The following is a 21705-nucleotide window of genomic DNA, read 5'->3' on the forward strand; positions in this document are numbered from 1 at the left end:
GACGACGGATTGTCGTGGCGGGTGGCGCGTCGAAGGTGACGGATCGATCGTTTGTGACGTGATCTTTATGCTGGCCCTCCCCAACGCCGTGCTGGAACGGTTTAATGGGTCTCAACGTTTCCACAGGGAGCGGTTACGCAGTTCTCATGCTGCGATACCAGTATTTGCCACCGACCGTGGCCAACCAGGATGGAGATCATGCCCAGCGGTTCCGACCCAGGCGGCGATAGTTGTAGACCTAGAGCGGGTCGTCGGCGTACCGAAACCGTGCAGTGATGATCGAACTCGTCCTGCTGTTTATCGCGATGGTCCTGGTCGCCGTCTGTGGCGCGTTCGTGGCGGCGGAGTTCGCGTTCGTCACGGTCAACCGTGCCAGTGTCGAGCATGAGGCAGCATCCGGTGATAAGCGGGCTAAGGGCGTCCAAAAAGCGCTGAAGTCGCTGTCCACGCAACTTTCCGGTGCGCAGTTGGGCATTACGATCACCAACCTCGCGATCGGCTTCCTGGCCGAGCCGTCGCTGTCCGAACTGCTCCGCGGGCCGCTGAGATCATTCGGCATGACCGACTCCGTGGTCACTTCGGTCAGCGTAACCATCGCGATGGTCGTGGCCACCGCTGTGACGATGATCTTTGGGGAGTTGATCCCCAAGAACCTCGCGCTGGCGAAGCCACGGGAGGTGGCCCGCGCCGTACAAGGGTTCCAGCGCCGATTCACCAAGTCCACCGCGCACGTGATCAGGCTGTTCAACGGTACGGCGAACAAGATCCTGCGGCTGGTCGGCATCGAGCCTCAGGAAGAGCTTGCCTCGGCCCGCTCCCCCGAAGAGCTTGGCGCGCTCGTGCGGCACTCCGCGAACCAGGGCACGCTGGCCGAAGAGACCGCCGACCTGCTCGAGCGTTCACTGGTCCTCGGCGAGCACCGCGCCCATGACGTGATGACCGCGCGGCCCCAGATGACGGTGCTCGACCCCGATGACACCGTCCACAACCTGATCGAGCTGGCCCACGAGACCGGCTTCTCAAGGTTCCCGGTGATCGCCGAGCTCGACGAAACAACCGACCGGGTGGTCGGCGTCGGTCACCTGCGACGCGCCCTCGGCGTGCCCTATGACCAGCGGCGTACGACGCTCGTCGGGTCGATTCTCAGCGAACCGGTCGTCGTACCGGACACCCTCGAGCTCGACGATCTGATGGATCAGCTGCGCGAAGGCGGCCTGCAGATGGCGGTGCTGATCGACGAGTTCGGCAGCATCGCGGGCCTGGTCACGCTCGAGGACCTCATCGAGGAACTGGTCGGTGAAGTGCGCGACGAGCACGATGACGAGGAAGACGCCGCGACGCTCGACATCGACGGACGATGGATCGCGCCGGGCCTGCTGCGACCGGACGAGGCGTCCGAGCTGATCGGCCTGGAGATCCCTGAGGACGACGACTACGAAACCCTCGGCGGGCTCATCACGGTCGAGCTCGGTCGGTTCCCGGAGGTCGGCGACGTCGTGACCATCGAGGCACCGAGTAGAGAAGACGGCCACCCGATGCTCGCGAACTTCGAGGTCCTGGAGATCGACGATCATCGGGTCGACTCGGTCCGCATCAGCATGGAAGAGCTGCCCGAAGAGGATGACGCGGACGACCACTCGGACTCGGCCTCGGCCAAGGACAGGGACTCGGACTCGGACGACGAGGGCGGTGACCGGTCGTGAGCTGGTACGCCGGAATCATCCTCACCATCGTCCTGCTGCTCACCAACGCCTTTTTCGTGGCGGCCGAGTTTGCGCTGATCTCGGCGCGCCGTACCCGCGTCGAACCGAAGGCACAGGGCGGTTCACGGATCGCCAAGATCACGCTCTACGCGATCGAGCACGTCTCCATCGCCATGGCCGGGGCGCAGCTAGGCATCACCATCTGCTCGCTCGCACTCGGTTCGATCAGCGAACCGGTCATCGCCAGCCTCCTCGAGGGACCGTTCCGCGCGCTCGGCGTACCGGACAGTGCGCAGCATCCGATCGCATTCGTCATCGCGATCGCGATCGTCACCTACCTGCACGTCGTCATCGGCGAGATGGTGCCGAAGAATATTGCGCTCGCCGGGCCGGAGCGGTCGGCGTACGTCCTCGCCCCGGTTTTGATGGTCATCGTCGCGATCTTGTATCCGATCATCTGGCTGCTCAACAAGATCGCCAACCTTGGCTTGCGTACGCTGCGGGTGCAGCCGAAGGACGAGGTGACCAGCACCTTCACTCGAAATGAGGTCGCGTCGCTCGTCGGCGAGTCCCGCACCGGAGGGATGCTCGAGTCCAACGACGAACGGCTGCTGCTTGGTGCTTTGCAGTTCGAGGACTACGACGTCAGCAAGGTGCTGATTCCGATGTCGAAGATGCGGATGCTGCCGCAGACCGTGACTCCGGCGCAGGCCGAAGACGCGTGTGCGCACGGATTCTCGCGTTTCCCGATCACCGGTCCGAACCTCAAGCCGATCGGGTATATCCACATCAAGGACGTGCTGACGATGGATCCGGCAGAGCGGATGCAGCCGATTCGGCCGGACGTCGTACGCCCGCTCCCTGAGGTCCTGCTGACCAACTCGCTGCGCACGGTGCTCACCGAGATGCAGCGCGCGCGTGCGCACCTGGCGCTTGTGCGCGGCGCCCACGGTGAGGCGCTGGGTATCGTCGCGCTTGAGGACGTGCTCGAAGAGCTGGTCGGTGAGGTGCGTGATGACAGCCGCCGGATCCGTCCGATCGTTCGTACGCCGGCCGATCCGCGCTAGCGACTCGCCGGTCCTAGATCCAGCCGTGGCGGCGGGCGATCTGCACCGCTTCATGTCGGTTGGTCGCGTCGAGCTTGCCCATGGCCGAGGACAGGTAGTTGCGCACGGTGCCGGGCGACAGGTGTGCGCGTTGAGCGACCTCCTCGATCGGCGCACCGGCTCCGGACAGCTCGAGTACGTCGGCCTCGCGGGGCGTCAACGGACTGTCACCAGCGCTGATCGCCTCCGCGGCGAGCTCCGGATCGACGTACCGCCCGCCCTCGTGGACGGTACGTACGACGGAGGCCAGCACCGTCGCCGACACAGTCTTGGGCAGGAACCCTCGCACCCCGGCGGCCAGCGCTCGGCGTAGATAGCCCGGGCGGCCGTGCCCCGTGACGATCATCGTGGCGATATCCGGGTACGTCGACTGCAGCCGCTCGGCCGTCTCGATCCCGTCGATGCCGGGCATCTGCAGATCCAATACGACGACATCAACCGCCAGATCGGTCATCTCGAGGACTTCTTCACCACTGCCGGCGACCGCAACGACGTCGATATCGCCCTCGAGGTTGAGTAGCGCACGCAGTGCGTCGCGGATGAGGGTTTCGTCGTCGGCGAGGAGGACCCGAATCGCGTCGGCTGAATTGTCGCTCACGACTTCACATCCGTATTGACACGCGGCAGCCAGGCCTTGGCCGGAATCGTCGCGGTGAGCCTGAACTCGCCAGGAGCAGGCTGCGCAGACTCTAGTGTGCCGCCCACAGATCCGAGCCTCTCGGACAATCCGGCCAGTCCACTACCGGACACGGCCGGGCCCGACTGCCGCGCGCCGTCGTTCCACACGACAAGCGCAATCTCGTCCGGCTCGGACCGTCGAATCAGTGTGATCGCGCATGTGCCGGCGGCACTGTGTCGGATCACGTTGGTGACCGCTTCGCGGACAACCCAGCCGAGCGCATCGTGCGCCTGTACGGGCAGGTCGCCGGCCGAACCGTCCACCGTGCAGTCGATCCCGGCCGCACGCAAGATCGCCTGCGCCCCGGTGAGTTCGGTGTCGAGATGACTCTTTCGGTAGCCGCGGACCACCTCGCGGACCTCGCGCAGCGAGTCGTCGGCGATCCGGCGTACTTCCTGCATCTCGTCGCTCGCCTCCGGACGGCCCCGGCTCGCAAACTCCGCGGCGAGCTGACTTTTCACCGAGATGACCGACAGGTTGCGCCCCAGCACGTCGTGTAAATCGCGGGAGAAGCGCAGTCGTTCTTCGGCAACAGCCAGCGCAGCGCCAGCATGTTTGGATCGGTCGATTTCCCACACGAGGCCGACCATCGCAATCGACATCCGGACGGTGAAGATGGCGCCCAGGATGACCGCGCCGGACGAGATCACGACGGCGACGACGCCGAGCCGCTCGGGCCCGCCGATCACGGCCGCCGCCGCGAAGACGACGGGTACGGCGAGCGCGCCGAACCACAGCTGGCGACGCGCGAGCAGAGGGCACGCGGCTCCCAGCGCGAATGCGACGGGAATGAGCGACCCCCACATCCGGCCACCTATATCGTCCGCGACGAACCAGTCGAAGGTAAACCACGCGAGCACGACCATAGCGAGGGTTATCGCCGCCAGTCCGACTAGCAGGTATCGGTTGACTGGTCGTTTCGACTTGACGTGCTCAAAGCTCGCGCGCAATACGAGGATGCACAGGAATGCGTGTACGAGGGTGCCCACGCCGTACACGCCGTACGCGTTCATCCGGCCGGGAGCCACGCGCCCGACCAGGCCGAGGCAGAGGAACGGTTCGATCAGCAGGATGAAATAGAGGCTCCACACGGTGTAGATCTCGAACCGTTCGGGGTTGCTGTGTCCCAGCCACCACTGTCTGACGCCCGCCACAGATCTCCTTCGTATTGAGGCTCTCTTGGTCCGCTGTTACATCGTGCCTGATGGTCGTGGTCGACCGCCTAACGTCCGGCAAAGTGGTCGCGATAACGACCACTTTGCCGGACCTAACCGATTGTGCGCGATTAGCTGCGAGGCTCCCAGCGAAACCGTGCACTGCACGTCACTACCCCGATGATGGTCCACGCCACCAGTACGGCGACCGGCACCAGAGCCTGAGTCATGCCCGCACCCACACCGATCACGTTGCCGGAGCGGTCCACGCCGGCTACGCCGAGATTGAACAGCTCGACGACCGCGCTTGCCGGTAGGAGGCGAGCGATCTCTGCCAGTACGTCGGGCAGCACGCTGAGCGGGAAGAACATCCCGGACAGCGCCATGCTGATCATGATCATCGGCATCGTGGTGATCTGCGCGGTCTCGGCGGTCTTGGTGAACGTCGTACTGGCCGCGGCGAGTACGACGAACGCGACCGTGCCGAGCAGAAGTCCGATCAGCGGCAGCAGCGGGTTCGACATCGATAGGTCCTGGCCGATAGCCAGCAAGGCCGCCGTCCCCACGAGCACCTGGACCAGCGTGACCACGATGCTGGGTGCCGCTACGGCGGTCAGGATGCCGACGTCACCGACCTGGCCGGTCCGCAACCGTTTCAACACGAGGTCCTCGCGGCGGGCGACGTACGTCGTCACGAGGTTGTAGTAGGTGACGAAACACAGCGCCATCACCGCCAACGCCGACACCGCAGCCGTGGCGGTGCTCGTCGCGGACTTGAACGCGCCGACGGCAAACAGCGCGCCGACCATAAGCAATGGCAGGGCGATCGAGTTGGCGACCGCGGTTCGATTACGCATCAGCAGCAGGGTTTCGGCCTTGGCCAGCGCCATCGTGCGGGTCAGCGAGCTTCGGTCTTGCTGCCGTCGGGTCGTCGTCATGGTGGTCACGCTGCGACTCCTTCCGGGAGGGTTTGCGAGGCAGCGGGGCCGGTGGATCCGGCGATCGCGAGGAACGCCTCCTCCAACGACGCAGACCGCGCCTGCAGATCGGTGAGAGTGAGGGACCGTTCTTCGGCCCACTTCATGAGAATCGTGAGGTCACGCTGCAGTGTGCCGGTGCGCAGGGTCAGTCGGGAGCCATCGACGGTGCGCTCCCCGTTTACGGCGGGCAGGTCGGTCGAGCGCAGACCCTGCGGCAACTCGAACGCGATGGTCGAGGGGTACGCCGCGGCGATCTGTTCCGGCGTACCGGCCGCGACGATCCGACCTTCGTGCATGATCGCGAGGTGGTCGGCCAGGCTCTGCGCCTCCTCGAGGTAGTGCGTGGTCAGCACGATGGCGCAGCCCTCTTTGACGAGGTTGTCGATCAGCGCCCACGTCGCGTGGCGACTCTGCGGGTCTAACCCCGTGGTCGGCTCGTCTAGGAAGAGCACCTTCGGCCACCCGGTGAGCGAGAGCGCGAGATCGAGCCGGCGACGTTCACCGCCGGACAGCGCCTTGACGGCCACGGAGGCGCGATGCGCCAGCCCGACCATCTCGAGCGCCTCCTGCGGCGGCCGGGCCCGGACCAGGCTGTCGGCCCACATGCGAGCGGTCTCCAGCGCGGTCAGGTCGCCCGGAAGTCCGCCTGATTGCAGCATGATGCCGATATCGGGCCGTACGGCGGAGCGGTCGGCGTACGGGTCCTTGCCGAGTACCCGCACGGTGCCGCCGGTCGGGCGTGACAGTCCCTCGACGACCTCGAGAGTCGAGGTTTTGCCCGCGCCGTTCGTGCCCAGCAGCGCGAACAACTCGCCGCGGCGTACCTCGAACGACACGCCTCGGACGGCCTCATAACCGCCGTCGCCGCCGTAGCTTCGACGCAGTTCGTTGACTTCGACGCTTGGTGTTGTTGTCATGACTCAAGCCTGCTGGGCGCGGGCCGTTGCAGGTAGTGCGGTCCGTCAGGGATTTCCGGTACGCCGACACGGGTCGCTAGTGACATTTGTCAGCCCGCCCGTCCGCTACGAATGTCCGCCCGTCCGTCACGAATGTCCGCCCGTCCGTCACGAATGTCCGCCCGTCCGTCACGAATGTCCGCCCGTCCGTCACGAATGTCCGCCCGTCCGTGCCGAGGTCTCCGGGTGCGGTGGCGCGGGGGCGTTTCGGTAGCGTCACCGCCAACAGCAGCCGACCCTGGGAGTATGTCGTGAGCGTCGTCGTACTAGGCAGTGCCAATCTCGACGTCGTGATCGCTTTACAGCGGATCCCGTCACCCGGCGAAACGGTATTGACCGACACGATCAGCCGCGGCTGCGGTGGCAAAGGCGCTAACCAGGCGGTCGCGGTGGCTAGGTCCGGGGCGCCGACGACCTTCCTCGGCGCGGTCGGCAACGACGACGCGGGCCGGATGCTCCTCGACGGACTGGCCGGCGCCGGGGCCGATGTGTCAGCGGTACGCCGCACCGACGGGTCGAGCGGTACGGCGTACGTCATGGTCGATGCGCAGGGCGAAAACGCGATCGTCGTCATCGGGGGCGCCAACGCCGGCTACACCGACTTGACCGAGGCCGAGGCCGACATCATCCGGCGGGCCGACGTGCTTCTCATGCAGTTCGAGGTGCCAATCGAAACGGTGACCGCGGCGGCCTCGATCGCCCGTGCAGCAGGCGTGCAGGTCATGCTCAACGCCGCGCCGTACGCCGAACTGCCCGCCGACCTGCTCGAAAACCTCGACCTGCTGATCGTCAACGAGCACGAGGCCGCGCTGAGCGCCGGCACGCAGGGTACGCCCGAAGAGGTCGCGACGGTGATCCTCGGGTCGGTGCCAGGCGTTCTGATCACGCTCGGTGCGGCCGGCTCGCTGCTCGCTACCCGCGGCACAGAGCCAGTGCGGATCAACGCACCGCACGTCACCGCGGTCGACACGACCGGTGCCGGCGACACGTTTTCCGGTGCGTATGCCGCGGCCACCGTCGAGGGTCTGCCCGCGGTGGAACGGTTGCGGTTTGCCAGCGCGGCGGCCGCGCTGGCCGTACAAGAGCGCGGTGCGGTCGACGCGATTCCCGACCGTGCTCGTATCGACGAGGCACTGCGCCACTACTACCCTGGGTAACAATTCCGCGGCCGGTCGTGATGTGTCTTACGTCGGCGTCAGACGGGCATGTTTCGGTCGTCAGAACCGTTGGGATAAACGTTAGCCAATTGTGATCAAAGCTAGAAGTCTGCCCAAACGGAGATATGAACTCAGACCACGCCCGTCCGTCCTCTTCCGACCCGGATGAATCCGTTCCGGAGTCGAAAGAGCCAAAACCCGCCAAGAAGTTCGACCTTTCGCTCACCCAGGTCATTGGCGGTTCGCTCGCAGCGGCTACCGCGGCGGCGTTAGGCTCCCAGCTCGGCGTTGCGGGCACGATCATTGGCGCTGCGGTCATCAGCGTGATCTCGGCGGTCGCCGCGTCGCTCTATACGACTTCATTGCGACATACCCGCGCCGCGGCGAAGGCGGCGGTGGAAGTGGTGCGCGTCAAACGGCTCGACGGTCAGCGGCCCACGGACATTGCGTTGGATTCCCTACCTACCGCGATCGTCGGCAAAGTACGCCGCCGTGGAGCCGACGGTCGGGTTATCGAGCGCCAAGCCGGCGCCGCGTCCAGTACGGCGGAACTGGCGACACAGATCCCGGATTCTCGGGGTACAAGCAACCGTCAACCTCACCGGGACGACGTGACCGCACACGATTCCGGCGTCTCGCCCAACGAGCCTGACCAGATCGAAGAGTTGCTGGTCGACGTACCCGAAGACAAATTGCGTCGGCTACGCCTACGCCCGATCCTCATCGGCGCTGGTGCGATCTTTGTGGTTGCGCTGGTCGGAATTACCGGCTACGAGCTCGCGTCCGGCGAGTCGATCTCGGGCGGCAATCGGACATCGTTGCAGCAGGTCGTCGAGGGCAAGACGACTCCGCCGTCGACTCCCGCCCAACCGTCGGACACCCACAACCAGACTCCATCAACCTCGACCACCGCTCCGCAGGACGGCACCTCGACGTCGCCGTCTGTGGGCCAGTCGGCGAGCCCGAGCGACAGTACGACGCCGAGCACGCCATCGACCTCGACGCCGCCGACGAGCACCGAATCGACGCCGCCGACGACCACAACGACGCCAAACCAGCCAGCCGCGCCGACCGGCAACTCGAAGCCGGAAGCCGGCGCGACTACGCCGGCCAGCCCGACCGACGCAGCACCTCCGGCCACCTCAACGAAGTAGCCTCTAGAGAATTCCGGTCGTCGAGCGAACGCCCGACGACCGGAATTCACTCGGCGAGTGCGGCTAGCCCAGCCAACGATTTCCCGAGGTAGTCCTCATTGACGGCGGGGAACGGGACGACCGCCCGAACTTCCTTGCTGGCGCCGGACCAGTCGTAATTCAGGGTTACGTCGGTGCCTTCATCCGTCGGCTTGAGGTCGTAACGCCACTCCCACCCGCCGTAGTTGACGGTGCCGGACTTGCTCGCCTGGCCGGGCTCCCAGGCAATCGCGGAATCACGGTCGAAGACGGTGACCTTGTTGTGCATGCGATAGTCGCCGCCTTGTCCCACGTGGAACATGTTCATCGCGAAGACGTCGCCGACTGCAGTGAGCGGCTGAGAGTCGACGGCATCGCGGACCCAGTCGGTCGGCTCGATGTCCTGATGCCTTGCCGGGTCGGCCAAGATCGCGAAGATCCGGTCGGCAGGGGCGTTGACAGTACGACGTGCGCTAATCGATTCAGTAGTCATGTCGTCAACGTAGCCCCTCGACGGCGTACGGTCTTCTTCTATCTTGCGCATCGTTCTCAGGAGGTCATTCGAAGTGGCGCCAATACCGACCGGGGCGTGTGACGTCCCGCAAGTGCCCGTCGAGCGGAAGATCTTTCACCTGGCGCATCGGTCTGAGTGGGAAGCCGGCCATTACGAGACCTCGACGCGCGGGGTGACGCTGCAGGAAGAGGGGTTCACCCACTGCGCTTTCGTAGATCAGCTCGCCGGTGTCGCGGAGCGGTTTTATGCCGATGACCCCGAGGAACTCGTCGTACTCGAGATCGACCTCGACAAGCTTGCCGCCGCGCAAGCGGAGCTACGCATAGAAGAAGCGCCCGGCACCGCCGAGCGCTTCCCGCATATTTATGGTCCGATCCCGCCGGCCGCCGTCGTACGCGTGCGGCCGGCGCGATTTGACGAATCAGGCACCTTCCACGTCGACCTTTAGCTGGAAGGTTCGATGCGCTAGACGCACCAAACCTTCCAGCTAAGGCACCACCGTCAAGAAGTCGGTTGGCCGCCGTCGGAATCAAGCGTCGCCTTGAGCTGCATCGCGTTGCCGCTGCGTTGCACGGTAATGCTGACCGTCTGGCCGGGGCTGAAGGAGCGGATCTCCGCGACCAGCCCCTGGGCGTTGTTGATCGTGATGCCGTTGACCGAGGTGACGACGTCCCCGCTTCGAAGGCCCGCCTTCGCAGCAGCGCTACCCGCGGTGACCGCCTTGATCTGGGCGCCTTCAGCGGTGATGCCGTCGGCTCCGACCGAGTCCGCGACGCTGGCGCCGAGCTTGGCGTGTACGACGGTGTTGCCGTCCATGATCTGGCTGGCGATGTTGGAGGCCAGATCCATCGGGATCGCGAACCCGAGACCGACCGAACCGGACTGCTGCGAGCTCGACGTATTCGTGCTGGCAATGGATGCGTCGACGCCAATGATGTTGCCGTTCATGTCGGCGAGTGGACCGCCGGAGTTACCGGGGTTGATCGGCGCGTCGGTCTGAATCGCCGGGTAGACGTCGGTGTTGCTCGCGCCGCTCTCGCTGCTGCCGGCGCTGACCGGGCGATTGAGGGCGCTGACGATTCCACTGGTGACGGTGCCCTGCAGGCCCAACGGCGAACCGACCGCGACGACGTCCTGACCGACCTTGACGTTGGCGGACTTGCCGAGCGTCGCGGGCGTGAGCCCGGACTTACCCTGCACCTTGATCACGGCGATATCGGTGAGCGGGTCGCGTCCGACGATGGTGGCGTTGGCGCTGGTGCCGTCGCTGAAGAGCACTGTGATGGAGCCGCCGGAGGCCGCGGACTCGACGACGTGGTTGTTCGTCATGATCATCCCGTCCGTGGTCAGAATGATCCCGGAGCCGGTGCCGGCCGTCTGGCCGTTGGCGACGTTGATCTGTACGACGGACGGCATGACCTTCTTGGCGACCGCTTCGACCGAACCGTTGAGCACCTGGTCCTTGGCCTGCACGTTACTGGTGGTCAGCGCGTTGGCGGTGTTCGCCGAGCCACCCGCAATCGCGTTGACCGCGACCGCACCTCCGGAACCGCCGACTAGTCCGGCGATCAGCGCGGCCGTGACGAGCAGACCGCCGCGGCGCCGCGGGTTCTTCTGGGGAGGCTTCATGTACGGCGGCAGCGTCTGGGTGCCGCCCGCGGGGTAACCGCCGGTCGGCTGATGCGGACCGGCGGCCTGGTGCGTTCCGGTCGGCTGGCGCGGCCCCGTCACGCCAAATGGCGGCGGCACGGTCGGCCACGAGCCAGTCGGCTGTACGCCGTAGCGCTGCCCGGCCGGCGCTTGCGGGCTGGCGGCCTGCGGAGGTCCGGGATGGTAAGGCTGGTTGACGTAGCCGGGCTGCGATGGCGCCTGCTGCGCGGCGGATGAACCGGAATCGGACGAGCGCACACTCGGTGTCTGAGCATCGGATGCGTCATCGAACGAGGCGGGAACTGAGTACTGTCCTGCGGCGGTCGGCTCAGCCGGTGCGTCGCTCCGCTGGCCGGAAACCGGCTGCGAACCATTGTTGTCGGGCTGCCCAGGAAGGGGCGGTTGGCCTTGAGTGCCGAAGGTGTCTTCATTCATGTCTCCACCTTGGCGCGGCGGTCTGTGTCTTACCTGTGTGATTGATTTGGATGCGCCACGAGTACCGCTTTCGTCGCGTCAACCTTTTCAGCGGGCCCCGCGTCTACTCGAGTGATACAGACGGTTAGGTCACAAAACGGCGCATATCCGTTACACATTGGTGAACATCTAGGTGTTTCCCTTGCCGCGTGAGCCTCGGCGGCGTTGGATAAAGGACCTATGCAATGAAGGAGTACGACGCCCATGAACGCGCTTCGCACAACGCGTCGCCACAAGGCGACCCTGCTAGCGGCTTCAATCGCCGCGGCGCTCATCGGCTTGTCCGGCTGTGTGGCCGCATCACCCAACACGCAAAATGTCGGCGCCACTAAGTCGGGGACACAGTCCACTCGGGCCGAGTCGAGCGCTCCGTCGTCGTCCGCGTCGCCCTCCGAATCCGCTCCAGCGGACCCGACGACTCCCGCGCCGCCGCCCGGACCCGACCCGGCCACGCTCAACCAGCCGACCGTTGTCTACCTCGGCGCCAACTGGAAGATCAAACCCAGCACGACCGCCAAGGTCACGATCACGGTCGAGACGCCCAACCCCGGCGTACCGCACGGCGACGTGTCCCTGCTCAAGGATGGTCAGGCGTACGCGTCCGCAACGCTCAATGAGGCCGGTAAGGCGACGTTTGAGATCCCGGGCCTGACGCCGGGCGACTACAAGATCTCGGCATCGTTCGCCGGCAACGAAAACTATGTCGCGGGCACCGCGGCCACTAAGACGTTGCACATGATGACCGAAAAGGAAGCCAACCCGCCCCCGCCTGTGCAGGGCAATGGCGTCCCGGCCAATAACCAGTGCCCGTCGACGGCCACCGCGTGCGTCGACCTGACCGACAACCTGACCTGGATCCAGTCCGACGGCCAGGTGACCTATGGTCCGGTCAAGATGATCGCCGGCAAGGCCGGGGCCCGTACCCCGACTGGCACGTTCCACGTTTATCTGAAGCAGAAGATGCACTACTCCAAGGAGTTCGACAACGCGCCGATGCCGTACTCGGTGTTCTTCGTCGGTGGCGTGGCATTCCATCAGGGCAGCCTCAGCAACCCCTCGGCCGGCTGCGTACACCTCTCGCAGACCTCAGCCGTGCAGTTCTACCAGATGCTGAGCAATGGCGACACCGTGTACGTGTACGGCGCCGCCCAGTACTAACTGCCAGCCCAACCCGCGGACCTCAACCTAACGTCCGGCAAAGCGGTCGCCAGGACGACCACTTTGCCGGACGTTAGCGCGTCGTACGGCGAGGCGAGCTAGCCCATCATGCGCTGCTTCCCGCCGTACATCAGCTCGCCGAGGTTGGTCATGTCGATCTCGATGACCGTCGGACCGTCACTTTGGCACGACTCGGCGAATACCTTCGCGAAGTCCGCGGCGTTATCGACCGAGACGCCCTTGATCCCACAGGACTCGGCGAGCGCGGCGAAGTCCGGGGTCGCAAGGTCGACGTCGTGCAGCGCGCCGTCAAACGTGGAGCCCTGGATCTTGCGCAGGATGCCGTAACCCTTGTCGTTGAACACGCACACGGTCAGCGGCAGCTGGTATTGCGCGATCGTGGCCAGCTCCCCGATCGACAGCATGATGCCGCCGTCGCCGTGGATGACGACGGTGCGTACGCCGGCGCCGACACACGCGCCGACCGACAGTGGCAGGCCGGGGCCGATCGCGTTGGAGACCGGCATGATCGACGTACGGCTACGCACGATCGGCAGCAGCCGGTTGCCCCACACGTACGCCGGGACCGTCGCGTCGCGCACGACCGGACCGTCGGCGGGCAGGTTGTCACGGATCGCGTCCATGATGGCGGCGTACTCGGTGCCGATCTGCTTGCGTACGCCGTCCCGCGCCGCGCTCCCAGCCTCCTGAGAGCGGGTGAGCCATTCGGCCTCCGCGGAGGTCGAGGCCACCGCGGAGTCGAGCGCCTCGATCGACAGCAACGCGTCGCCGATCACCCGCGCGGCGGTCGGGTAGTTACGGTCGAACACCCGCGAGTCCGCGTCGATGTGCGCCAGCTGCCCGTTGATCTGGATGGCCCAGTTGCCGGTGTTGGTCATGTGGAAGTGAGTACCGATCGCCACCACGACGTCGGCATCGGCGATCAGCTCGCGCACCGGCTTCTCAGTGATCAGCGGGCCGACGCTCAGCGGGTGGTCCTCGGGCACCGCGCCGCGACCGGCCATCGAGGTCACGACCGGGATCTGCAGCCGCTCGACCAGCGCCCGCAATGCATCCGCCGCGCCGGCGTGGTTGACGCCCCCGCCGGCCCAGATCAGCGGTCGCTTCGCTGTGCCGAGCAGCTCGGCGACCTGGGCGATCCGTTTGCTGTCGGGTGTCGTACGCCGGATCTGCACCGCCGGTGCCTCGTCGTACTCGTGCTCGGCGTACTGGAAGTCGATAGGTATTTCGACGGCCGTCGGCGCGGGGCGGCCGGACATCGCCGCCGTACCCGCCGCGACGACGTCGGCCACGATGTCCTCGGTACGCCGTACCGACCACGACTGCCGGGTCAGCGAGGTCAGCATCGGCATCTGGCTCTCGGCCTCGTGCAGAAATGCCTTGCCCTGCATGTAGAACTGCGACTCGACCTGACCGGTCAGCATCAGGACCCGGGACGAGGCGAATCGCGCCTCGAAGAGTCCGCCGGCGGCATTGGCCGCACCTGGACCGGTCGAGGTGATGGCGACGCCGAGCTTGCCGGTCACTCGCGAATAGCCGTCGGCCGCGTGTACGGCGTTCTGCTCGTGCCGGCAGTCGAAGATCTTGATCTGGCCGTCCCGCACGATCGCGTCGAGAATCGGCAGGTTGTGAATCGACGCGATCCCGAACACGGCCTCCACCCCGAGTGCGTGTAGCGCGTGTACGACGGCGTCTCCACCGGTCCCCATCATTGGCTGGCTCCTTACTATTCTTGACCGCATGATCTCGCGAAACCGCCCGTCATCGATGTCAGGCTTATTCGCAATTGGCGCGTTGGCCACGCTGTTGGTCGCCGGATGCAGTGGTACGCCGGCCAAGTCGGACTCGTCTTCAGCCTCGCCGAGTACGTCGTCCACGGCATCTGCGTCTGACTCAAGCACAGCGGCGCCCGCGCCGACAACCCAGGCCGTCGAAGCGGCGTGCCCTTACCTCGACACCGAGTTCGTGAAGGGGACGATCGGGCAGCATCTCAGCAAGGTCACCGTCACCACCGTTACGCCACCGACCGGGCCGTTGCCACAGTGCGCCTTCGCGCGGCCCAATGGCGAGGTCGCCGTAACGGTGTCGAGTACGACGGTCACGGACGCGGCCCAGGCAATGAGTCTCGCACTTCAGTTCGCGCCGGACGGCAACCCGGTCAGCGCCGGTGAGGGCGGGTCGGTGCTGGTCAAGAAGGGTGGCAACGAGACCGTGCTCGCGGCGTACAAAGGTACGGCGCTGCTCTACGTGACGATCAACCAGGAAAGCTCGCTCGAGGCGACCGAGATCGCGACCCAGGCCCTCAGCACCCTGTAAGCGCGTCCAACACTAGGGCCGCCGTTTAGCCAGTTTGTTACTTTGCTGCACCCGCAGCTCCTTGCGCGTTCCGTGCGCAGCTCGTTGCGCGTTCTGTGCACCTTCGTACATTTGTGCCGTTTTGCAGCACCGCGTGGCTGTGACTGCTGCTGATCGGTACAAATGTGGGGATGTGCAGAAGGAGTGCCTGTAAAGACGGTTGGACGATGCTGCACAACACCACCTTTGTGCCGGAATGATGTCGGTGGGCGTCGGCTTGCCCTCAGCGCCACCAGGAGTCGAGGGGGCTCGCCGGCATCGCCCGCTTATGCCGGGTGTTGAGGTACATCCGCTCGATCTTCTCCGCGACCTCGTCGGTGACCTGTGCGCCCTCGAGATAGTCGTCGATCTCGCGGTAGGTCACGCCGAGCGCCTCTTCGTCCGGCAGCGCCGGGCGGTCGTCTTCGAGGTCCGCGGTCGGCACCTTGCGCCACGTGCTCTCCGGCGCGCCGAGCTCGCGCAGCAGCGCCGCGCCCTGCCGTTTCGTCAGGCCGGTGAGCGGGGTCAGGTCGACCGCGCCGTCGCCGTACTTCGTGTAGAAGCCGGTCACCGCCTCGGCGGCATGATCGGTGCCAACGACCAGCAGGCCGAGCTGCCCGGCGATTGTGTACTGGACCATCATCCGCTCGCGGGCCTTGACGTTGCCCCGCACGAAGTCGCGGATCTCGCCGCCGGCCAGCTCGCCCATCCCCGAGACGGTGGCCTGGACCGTGGCGTCCGCGCCGGGTTTGGCGTTGACCGTCAGCGACTCGTCGGGCGTGATGAACTTCAGCGCCACCTGGGCGTCGTCCTCATCGGCCTGGGTGCCATATGGAAGTCGTACGGCGACAAACTGCGCCGTACCCCCCTCTGCGCGCACTTGCTCGGCCGCGAGCTGTGCCAGCCGACCGGCGAGGGTGCTGTCCTGACCGCCGCTGATGCCCAGCACGAACCCCGTCGCGGGCGTGGAGCGGAGATAGTTCTTGAGAAACTGCACGCGGTCGTTGATCTCGCTCGCCGCGTCGATGGTCGGCCGTACGCCGAGGTCGTCGATGATCTGGGCGCGTAAGCCTGAGTTCGCCATGATCCAGACTCTAGTACGCCGCCGGTGTGTGATCGTGGTCGTTCACGCGGCGCGACCGGACGTGACGTGGAACTATGTCACTGGACGGTGCTGATGGGGCACCGCGCCATCACATTGATTACTCAACTTGAGGGAGAAACCTCGTGCGCGCGACTCTGCACACCAACAAGGGCGACATCGTCCTGGACCTGTTCCCCAACCACGCGCCCAAGACGGTCGCCAACTTCGTCGATCTTGCCGAGGGCAACCGCGAATGGACGCACCCTCAGACCGGTGCGAAGAGCAAGGACCCGCTGTACGACGGCGTCATCTTTCACCGGATCATTTCTGGTTTCATGATCCAGGGCGGCGACCCGGCCGGCAACGGTATGGGCGGCCCGGGTTACGAGTTCGACGACGAGATCCACCCAGAGTTGTCCTTCACCAAGCCCTACATCTTGGCGATGGCCAACGCCGGCAAGCGCGGCGGCCGTGGCACCAATGGTTCGCAGTTCTTCATCACCACGACCGAGCCGACCTGGCTGCAGGGCAAGCACACCATCTTCGGTGAGGTTGCCGACCAGGCGAGCCGCGACGTCGTCGACGCTATCGAGTCGGTAGCGACCGATGGCTCGGATCGTCCGCTCGACGACGTGGTCATCAACTCGGTCTCGATCGAGAAGTAACTGGCGACCTGTACCAACCGGCGGTTTTCGTGACGACCTGTTATCGGCACCCGGACCGACCAACCGCGATCACCTGCACTCGTTGCGGCAAGCCGATTTGCCCCGACTGCATGACCGCGGCGTCGGTAGGGTTCCAGTGCCCCGAGTGCGTGCGTGAAGGCGCGCGCTCGGTGCGCAGGCCGTCGGTGGCCCGTACGACGGCATACCGGGCCCGCAACTTCGGCGTCGTCACCGTCGGCTTGATCGCGATCAACGTCGTGATGTACGTCGTCACCGCGGCCACCGCGCACAGTCTGACCAACCCCAGCGGAAGTCCGGTTTTCTTCGACCTCGCTTTGTACGGGCCGTTCGTAGATGCCGGGCAGTACTGGCGCTTGTTGACCACGGCGTTCCTGCACTTCGGGCTGACCCACCTTGCGGTCAATATGTTCTCGCTCTACATCATCGGCAACAGCATCGAGCAGGCGCTGGGCAAGGTGCGGTACGGCGCGCTCTATCTACTTTCTGGGCTCGGTGCGTCAGGTGCGGCGTACCTCTTCACGCCGAACAGTCTGGTTGCCGGCGCGTCTGGCGCGGTGTTCGGGCTGCTCGGCGGCGCGGCCGTACTCATGGTGCGCAATAAGGCCAACCTCCGGCCCTTGATCTCGATCCTCGCGCTCAACATCGTGATCAGTTTGCTTCCCGGGATCTCACTGAGCGCGCATGTCGGGGGCTTCATCACCGGTGCTGTCGTGACCTACCTCCTACTGCTAACTCGCAAGCCCAGCCGCAGGTCCTAGGCCTCCTCGGGCTACGCTGGACAGAATGACCTCCGCGCATCCTGTGCTTCCCGGCGGCCCGAATCAGGGTGATGACCGGTCGCGTGAGGTACGCAGCAGCGGAGGAACGATGACTTCCCACGAGCGGGTCGTACGCGATACCACCAATCACGCGCTACGCAAGCCCTGGATTCTGTCGGTCGGGCTGGCCGCGGTCGTGGTCATCGTTTTCATCTTCAACGCCGCATCCGCGCCGGCAGATGTCGCCGACCAGACTCCCGCGCCGTCGTTCGAACACCTGGCTATGATTCCGGGGTTTGTCGACACCGGCCAGGTCTATCGGTTATGGACCGCGGCGCTGCTGCACTCCAACTTGTGGTCATTGATCGCCACCGTCCTGACACTGCTCGTCGTCGGCACGGAGGTCGAGAAGCGCTGGGGTGCGCGCCGTTACCTCGTCACGCTTGGCACCCTCGCGCTCGCCGCCGGTGTAGCGGTGCTCTACTTCGAGCCCGCGATCTCGCGTTTCGCCACCGGTGGCGGTGCCGCGATGGGGATCATGGGCGCCGCGTTCGTCGTCGCTCGACGGGCCCGGTTCCGCATCTGGGCGCTGCTGCTCGTCGCGGCGTTCGACATCATCATCTACCTGACCGTCGCAGACGAGTCCTCCGCGTGGGCGGCTGTGGGCGGATTCGTCGGCGGCGCGATCATCGCACTCCTACTGATCACGGCACCGCGAGACGAGCGTCGTAACCGTTGGCAGTTCATCGCTCTCGGCTCGTTCTTCGTCGTGCTCTGCCTACTTGTCGTGCTGCACATGGCGCTCTTCGCCGGCTAAGCACGGTCCGTGAGTTCGTATCCCACGGTCCGTGTCTTCGTACCCGTCGCGCCGGCGGCTTGCGTGTTTGTGGTCCGGTTTCACCCAGGCTAGACGCGGCAGCAGCGCTCCTGGTCGTTCCTCGCTTTCTTGAATCACCTGCCCACACATGTGCCGTTTCGCAGCACCGCCGATGAAGTCTTGCTGCCAAACAGCACACCTGTGCGCGAACGGCCGCAACGGAAAACCGAACTAGGCTGGCGAAATAGTTAGCGACACTAACAGGCCGTGGCTGAACTCACGGATAATTGGACGACCTAGCAGTACCACCCATCCATGTGGTGTCGTACTGTCGGCATAGGAGACCCAAACCACATTTCACGGAGGAATCTCATGCGCGATGCAGTTATCTGTGCGGCCATTCGCACCCCAGTTGGCAAGCGAAACGGCGGCTTGTCCGGCGTGCACGCGGTCGACCTGTCGGCCCAGACACTGCAGGCGCTTGCCGAGCGTTCCGGTATCGACATAACTCAGATTGAAGACGTTATTTGGGGCTGCGTAAGCCAGGTCGGCGAGCAGACCAACGACATCGCCCGCCAGTCCGTGCTCGCGGCCGGCTGGCCCGAGTCCATCACCGGCGTCACAGTTGATCGTCAGTGCGGATCGTCCCAACAAGCGCTCGTGTTCGCCGCGTCGTCGGTCATCGCCGGCTACAACGATGTCGTCGTCGCCGGTGGTGTCGAGTCGATGAGCCGTGTCCCCATGGGTTCGTCCAAGGGCGTCGACGTCGGTACGCCGAATAGCCCGTTGTTCATGGACCGCTACAAGGTCGCTCCCAACCAGGGCATCGGCGCGGAGATGATCGCCGAGCAACAGGGCTTCTCGCGCACTCAGCTCGATGAGTTCGCGATTCGCTCGCATGAGAAGGCCGCCAAGGCGCAGGACTCCGGTGCGTTCGAGTCGCAGCTGTTCCCGGTTGAGACCCCGGATGGCATCGTCAAGGCCGACGAAGGCGTACGCCGCGGCTCGACCGTCGAGAAGCTCGGCACGCTTCCCACGCCTTTCAAGGCGGACGGTGTCATCTCCGCCGGCAACGCCTCGCAGATCTCCGACGGCTCGTCGGCGATGCTCGTCACCACCAGCGAGAAGGCCAAGGAACTCGGCCTCACCCCGCTCGTGCGCGTGCACTCGACCGCGCTCGCCGGTTCCAACCCGATCATCATGCTCGACGCGCCGGTCCCGGCGACCGAGAAGGTCATCGCTCGCTCCGGCCTGAAGATCGAGGACATTGACATCTTCGAGGTCAACGAGGCGTTCGCGAGCGTGCCGCTGCTGTGGCTCAAGAAGCTCGGCGTGAGCGAGGACAAGATGAACGTCAATGGCGGGGCGATCGCGCTTGGGCACCCCCTGGGTGGCTCGGGTGGGCGCCTGATGGCGACCCTGATCCACGCCATGATCGATGGCGGCGCGAAGTATGGCCTGCAGACCATGTGCGAAGGTGGCGGGCAGGCCAACGCCACAATTCTCGAGCGTCTCTAGAGGCTCGTTGTTCACCGGCACCGTGCCTTCCTGGCCCGGTGCCGGTGGCATACCGTGGCCCGCTTGCAGGCGGGCGGCACCAAAATAAACACCAACTAGTTAAAGGATTCCCGATCGTATGGAGATCAAAGACAAAGTCGCCGTAATCACCGGCGGCGCGTCCGGCCTCGGGCTGGCAACGACCAAGAAGCTCCTGGAGAAGGGCGCGAAGGTCGTTATCATCGACCTCCCGACCTCTAAGGGTGAAGACGTCGCGAAGGAACTCGGCGACGCCGTACGTTTCTCGCCCACCAATGTCACCAGCGAAGAAGAGGTCGGCAAGGCTCTCGATATCGCCGAAGGGCTGGGCGAGATCCGGGTCGCGATCAACTGCGCGGGAATCGGCGGCTCGATCCGCACGGTCGGCAAGAAAGGCGCCTACCCGCTCGATCACTTCAAGAAGATCGTCGAAGTCAACCTGATCGGCACGTTTAACGTGATCCGCCTCGCCGCCGAGCGCATGCTCAAGAACGATCCCGTCGGCGAGGAGCGCGGCGTCATCATCAACACCGCCTCGGTCGCGGCGTACGAAGGTCAGATCGGGCAGGCGGCGTACTCCGCGTCGAAGGGCGGCATCGTCGGCATGACCCTGCCGATCGCTCGCGACCTGTCCTCGATGCAGATCCGGGTGTGCACGATTGCTCCGGGACTGTTCTTGACGCCGCTGCTGCAGGGCCTACCCGAGGAAAACCTCAAGTCGCTGGGCGCGCAGGTGCCCCACCCGCGGCGGTTGGGCGATCCGAAGGAGTACGGCGCACTCGCCTCGCACATCATCGAGAACCCGATGCTCAATGGCGAGGTCATCCGCCTCGACGGCGCGATCCGGATGGCACCGCGCTAAACACGGCGCTAACCCGCCCCGCACTAAACCGCACCGCGAAAACCCGCACTGAACGAAGTCCAATGGCGCCGCCTTCGGCGCTCGACCTAAAGAGGAAACGATGTCTGAGACAGCCACCGAAGTAAGAGTCGAGCGCGAGGGCGGCGTTATGCGTCTCGTGCTCAACCGTCCTGAGAGCCTCAACTCGGTCAATGGTCCGATGACCGTCCAGCTCGAAAACGCGCTCGACGAGGCCGCCAAAGATCCGCAGGTACGGGTCGTCGTACTCACCGGCGAAGGGCGCGGCTTCTGCTCCGGCGCGGACCTGCAACGCGATCGCTCCGCCGACACCTCCGGCAACAAGGAATCCGTGCTGACCGTGATCAACCGGATCATCCCCAAGATCACCGCGCTGGGCAAGCCGGTCGTCGGTGCCATCAATGGTGCAGCGGCAGGCGTAGGTGCGTCCTTCGCCCTCGCCTGCGATCTGGTCATCGCAAAAGAGTCGGCGTACTTCCTGCTCGCGTTCGCCCGGATCGGCCTCATGCCCGACGGCGGGGCGACCCTCCTGGTGCCGGCCCTTGTCGGCCGCAGCCGCGCGATGGAGATGGCCTTACTGGCGGACAAGATCCCGGCCGCGAAGGCCGAGGAATGGGGCCTGATCTACCGCTCGGTGCCAGACGCCGAGTTCGACGGCACGGTCAACGCGCTCGTCGAGAAGCTGGTAGCCGGGCCGACGCAGTCGTACGCCGCCTCCAAGCGAGCGATCAACACCAACACGATCGCGCTGCTTGAAGCCGCACTCGAGGCGGAGGAGGAAGGCCAGACCAAGCTGCTGTCGACCAAGGACAACGCCGAGGGTGTACTGGCGTTCGTCGAAAAGCGCGCGGCTAAGTTCACCGGCGAATAATCGCCTTCCAGGGAC

21 protein-coding genes are annotated in these 21705 nt (G+C 65.3%); 13 read left to right on the forward strand and 8 right to left on the reverse strand.

The features are described 5' to 3' along the window. Positions 1–275 precede the first annotated feature (275 nt). Both CLV47_RS06850 and CLV47_RS06855 read left to right on the forward strand, forming a co-directional pair. The gene (locus tag CLV47_RS06850; RefSeq protein ID WP_106348281.1) at positions 276–1703 is read left to right on the forward strand and encodes a hemolysin family protein; all 1428 of its coding nucleotides are present in this window, start codon (positions 276–278) and stop codon (positions 1701–1703) included. Beyond that, positions 1700–2770 carry a hemolysin family protein gene (locus tag CLV47_RS06855; protein WP_106348282.1) on the forward strand — a complete coding sequence of 357 codons (1071 nt, stop codon included), beginning with the start codon at positions 1700–1702 and terminating at the stop codon, positions 2768–2770. The genes CLV47_RS06850 and CLV47_RS06855 overlap by 4 nt, the downstream gene beginning before the upstream one ends. A gap of 13 nt (positions 2771–2783) precedes the next feature. Here CLV47_RS06855 and CLV47_RS06860 read toward each other — a convergent pair whose 3' ends face one another. The 4 genes from CLV47_RS06860 to CLV47_RS06875 form a co-directional block, all read right to left on the reverse strand. Beyond that, positions 2784–3407: a response regulator transcription factor gene (locus tag CLV47_RS06860; RefSeq protein WP_238145265.1), complete on the reverse strand. Its 624-nt coding sequence runs from the start codon at positions 3405–3407 to the stop codon at positions 2784–2786. Next, a complete protein-coding gene (locus tag CLV47_RS06865) occupies positions 3404–4642 on the reverse strand; it encodes a sensor histidine kinase (protein ID WP_106348283.1) in 1239 nt (412 codons plus the stop codon). The genes CLV47_RS06860 and CLV47_RS06865 overlap by 4 nt, the downstream gene beginning before the upstream one ends. 131 nt (positions 4643–4773) lie before the next feature. Beyond that, complete coding sequence (locus tag CLV47_RS06870; RefSeq protein ID WP_238145274.1) at positions 4774–5580, reverse strand: ABC transporter permease; 807 nt, start codon at positions 5578–5580, stop codon at positions 4774–4776. A gap of 5 nt (positions 5581–5585) precedes the next feature. Beyond that, entirely contained in the window at positions 5586–6539 is a 954-nt protein-coding gene (locus CLV47_RS06875; RefSeq protein ID WP_106348285.1) for an ABC transporter ATP-binding protein, read from the reverse strand. Positions 6540–6829: 290 nt separating this feature from the next. On the opposite strand from CLV47_RS06875, the gene CLV47_RS06880 reads away from it, so the two are divergent. Together CLV47_RS06880 and CLV47_RS06885 are read left to right on the forward strand one after the other, a co-directional pair. Further along, positions 6830–7735 (forward strand): ribokinase, encoded by a 906-nt coding sequence (locus CLV47_RS06880; protein ID WP_106348415.1) that lies wholly within the window; start codon positions 6830–6832, stop codon positions 7733–7735. Between the two features lie 125 nt (positions 7736–7860). Further along, a complete protein-coding gene (locus CLV47_RS06885) occupies positions 7861–8889 on the forward strand; it encodes a hypothetical protein (protein ID WP_106348286.1) in 1029 nt (342 codons plus the stop codon). A gap of 46 nt (positions 8890–8935) precedes the next feature. On the opposite strand, the gene CLV47_RS06890 is transcribed toward CLV47_RS06885, so the two are convergent. Further along, complete coding sequence (locus tag CLV47_RS06890; RefSeq protein WP_106348416.1) at positions 8936–9400, reverse strand: SRPBCC family protein; 465 nt, start codon at positions 9398–9400, stop codon at positions 8936–8938. Positions 9401–9473: 73 nt separating this feature from the next. Between CLV47_RS06890 and CLV47_RS06895 the strand changes: the two genes are divergently transcribed. Beyond that, positions 9474–9869, forward strand: a complete 396-nt coding sequence (locus CLV47_RS06895) for a DUF952 domain-containing protein (RefSeq protein WP_238145267.1) — start codon at positions 9474–9476, stop codon at positions 9867–9869. Between the two features lie 53 nt (positions 9870–9922). Here the strand turns inward: CLV47_RS06895 and CLV47_RS06900 are convergent, their stop codons facing one another. Next, complete coding sequence (locus CLV47_RS06900) at positions 9923–11506, reverse strand: trypsin-like peptidase domain-containing protein (protein ID WP_106348288.1); 1584 nt, start codon at positions 11504–11506, stop codon at positions 9923–9925. 243 nt (positions 11507–11749) lie between these two features. Here CLV47_RS06900 and CLV47_RS06905 point away from each other — a divergent pair, with 243 nt between their 5' ends. Then, complete coding sequence (locus CLV47_RS06905; protein WP_106348289.1) at positions 11750–12703, forward strand: L,D-transpeptidase family protein; 954 nt, start codon at positions 11750–11752, stop codon at positions 12701–12703. Positions 12704–12801: 98 nt separating this feature from the next. Here the strand turns inward: CLV47_RS06905 and CLV47_RS06910 are convergent, their stop codons facing one another. Beyond that, positions 12802–14436 carry a thiamine pyrophosphate-binding protein gene (locus tag CLV47_RS06910; protein ID WP_170110987.1) on the reverse strand — a complete coding sequence of 545 codons (1635 nt, stop codon included), beginning with the start codon at positions 14434–14436 and terminating at the stop codon, positions 12802–12804. 28 nt (positions 14437–14464) lie between these two features. Here CLV47_RS06910 and CLV47_RS06915 point away from each other — a divergent pair, with 28 nt between their 5' ends. After that, positions 14465–15040, forward strand: coding sequence for a DUF2020 domain-containing protein (locus CLV47_RS06915; protein ID WP_106348291.1), 576 nt, complete (start codon positions 14465–14467; stop codon positions 15038–15040). Between the two features lie 262 nt (positions 15041–15302). Here CLV47_RS06915 and nadE read toward each other — a convergent pair whose 3' ends face one another. After that, positions 15303–16142, reverse strand: a complete 840-nt coding sequence (gene nadE, locus CLV47_RS06920) for an ammonia-dependent NAD(+) synthetase (protein WP_106348292.1) — start codon at positions 16140–16142, stop codon at positions 15303–15305. Between the two features lie 143 nt (positions 16143–16285). Here nadE and CLV47_RS06925 point away from each other — a divergent pair, with 143 nt between their 5' ends. The 6 genes from CLV47_RS06925 to CLV47_RS06950 all read left to right on the forward strand — a co-directional run bounded on the left by CLV47_RS06925 (position 16286) and on the right by CLV47_RS06950 (position 21690). Beyond that, positions 16286–16807: a peptidylprolyl isomerase gene (locus CLV47_RS06925; protein WP_106348293.1), complete on the forward strand. Its 522-nt coding sequence runs from the start codon at positions 16286–16288 to the stop codon at positions 16805–16807. Positions 16808–16977: 170 nt separating this feature from the next. Next, the gene (locus CLV47_RS06930) at positions 16978–17586 is read left to right on the forward strand and encodes a rhomboid family intramembrane serine protease (RefSeq protein ID WP_238145268.1); all 609 of its coding nucleotides are present in this window, start codon (positions 16978–16980) and stop codon (positions 17584–17586) included. A gap of 109 nt (positions 17587–17695) precedes the next feature. Beyond that, positions 17696–18403, forward strand: coding sequence for a rhomboid family intramembrane serine protease (locus tag CLV47_RS06935; RefSeq protein WP_170110988.1), 708 nt, complete (start codon positions 17696–17698; stop codon positions 18401–18403). Between the two features lie 372 nt (positions 18404–18775). After that, positions 18776–19921, forward strand: coding sequence for a thiolase family protein (locus CLV47_RS06940; protein WP_106348296.1), 1146 nt, complete (start codon positions 18776–18778; stop codon positions 19919–19921). A 118-nt stretch (positions 19922–20039) separates the two neighbouring features. After that, positions 20040–20801, forward strand: a complete 762-nt coding sequence (locus CLV47_RS06945; RefSeq protein ID WP_106348297.1) for a 3-hydroxyacyl-CoA dehydrogenase — start codon at positions 20040–20042, stop codon at positions 20799–20801. A gap of 100 nt (positions 20802–20901) precedes the next feature. Further along, positions 20902–21690 carry an enoyl-CoA hydratase gene (locus CLV47_RS06950; RefSeq protein WP_106348298.1) on the forward strand — a complete coding sequence of 263 codons (789 nt, stop codon included), beginning with the start codon at positions 20902–20904 and terminating at the stop codon, positions 21688–21690. Positions 21691–21705: the final 15 nt, after the last annotated feature.

The organism is Antricoccus suffuscus, from assembly GCF_003003235.1.
In the GTDB taxonomy this organism is placed as follows: domain Bacteria; phylum Actinomycetota; class Actinomycetes; order Mycobacteriales; family Antricoccaceae; genus Antricoccus; species Antricoccus suffuscus.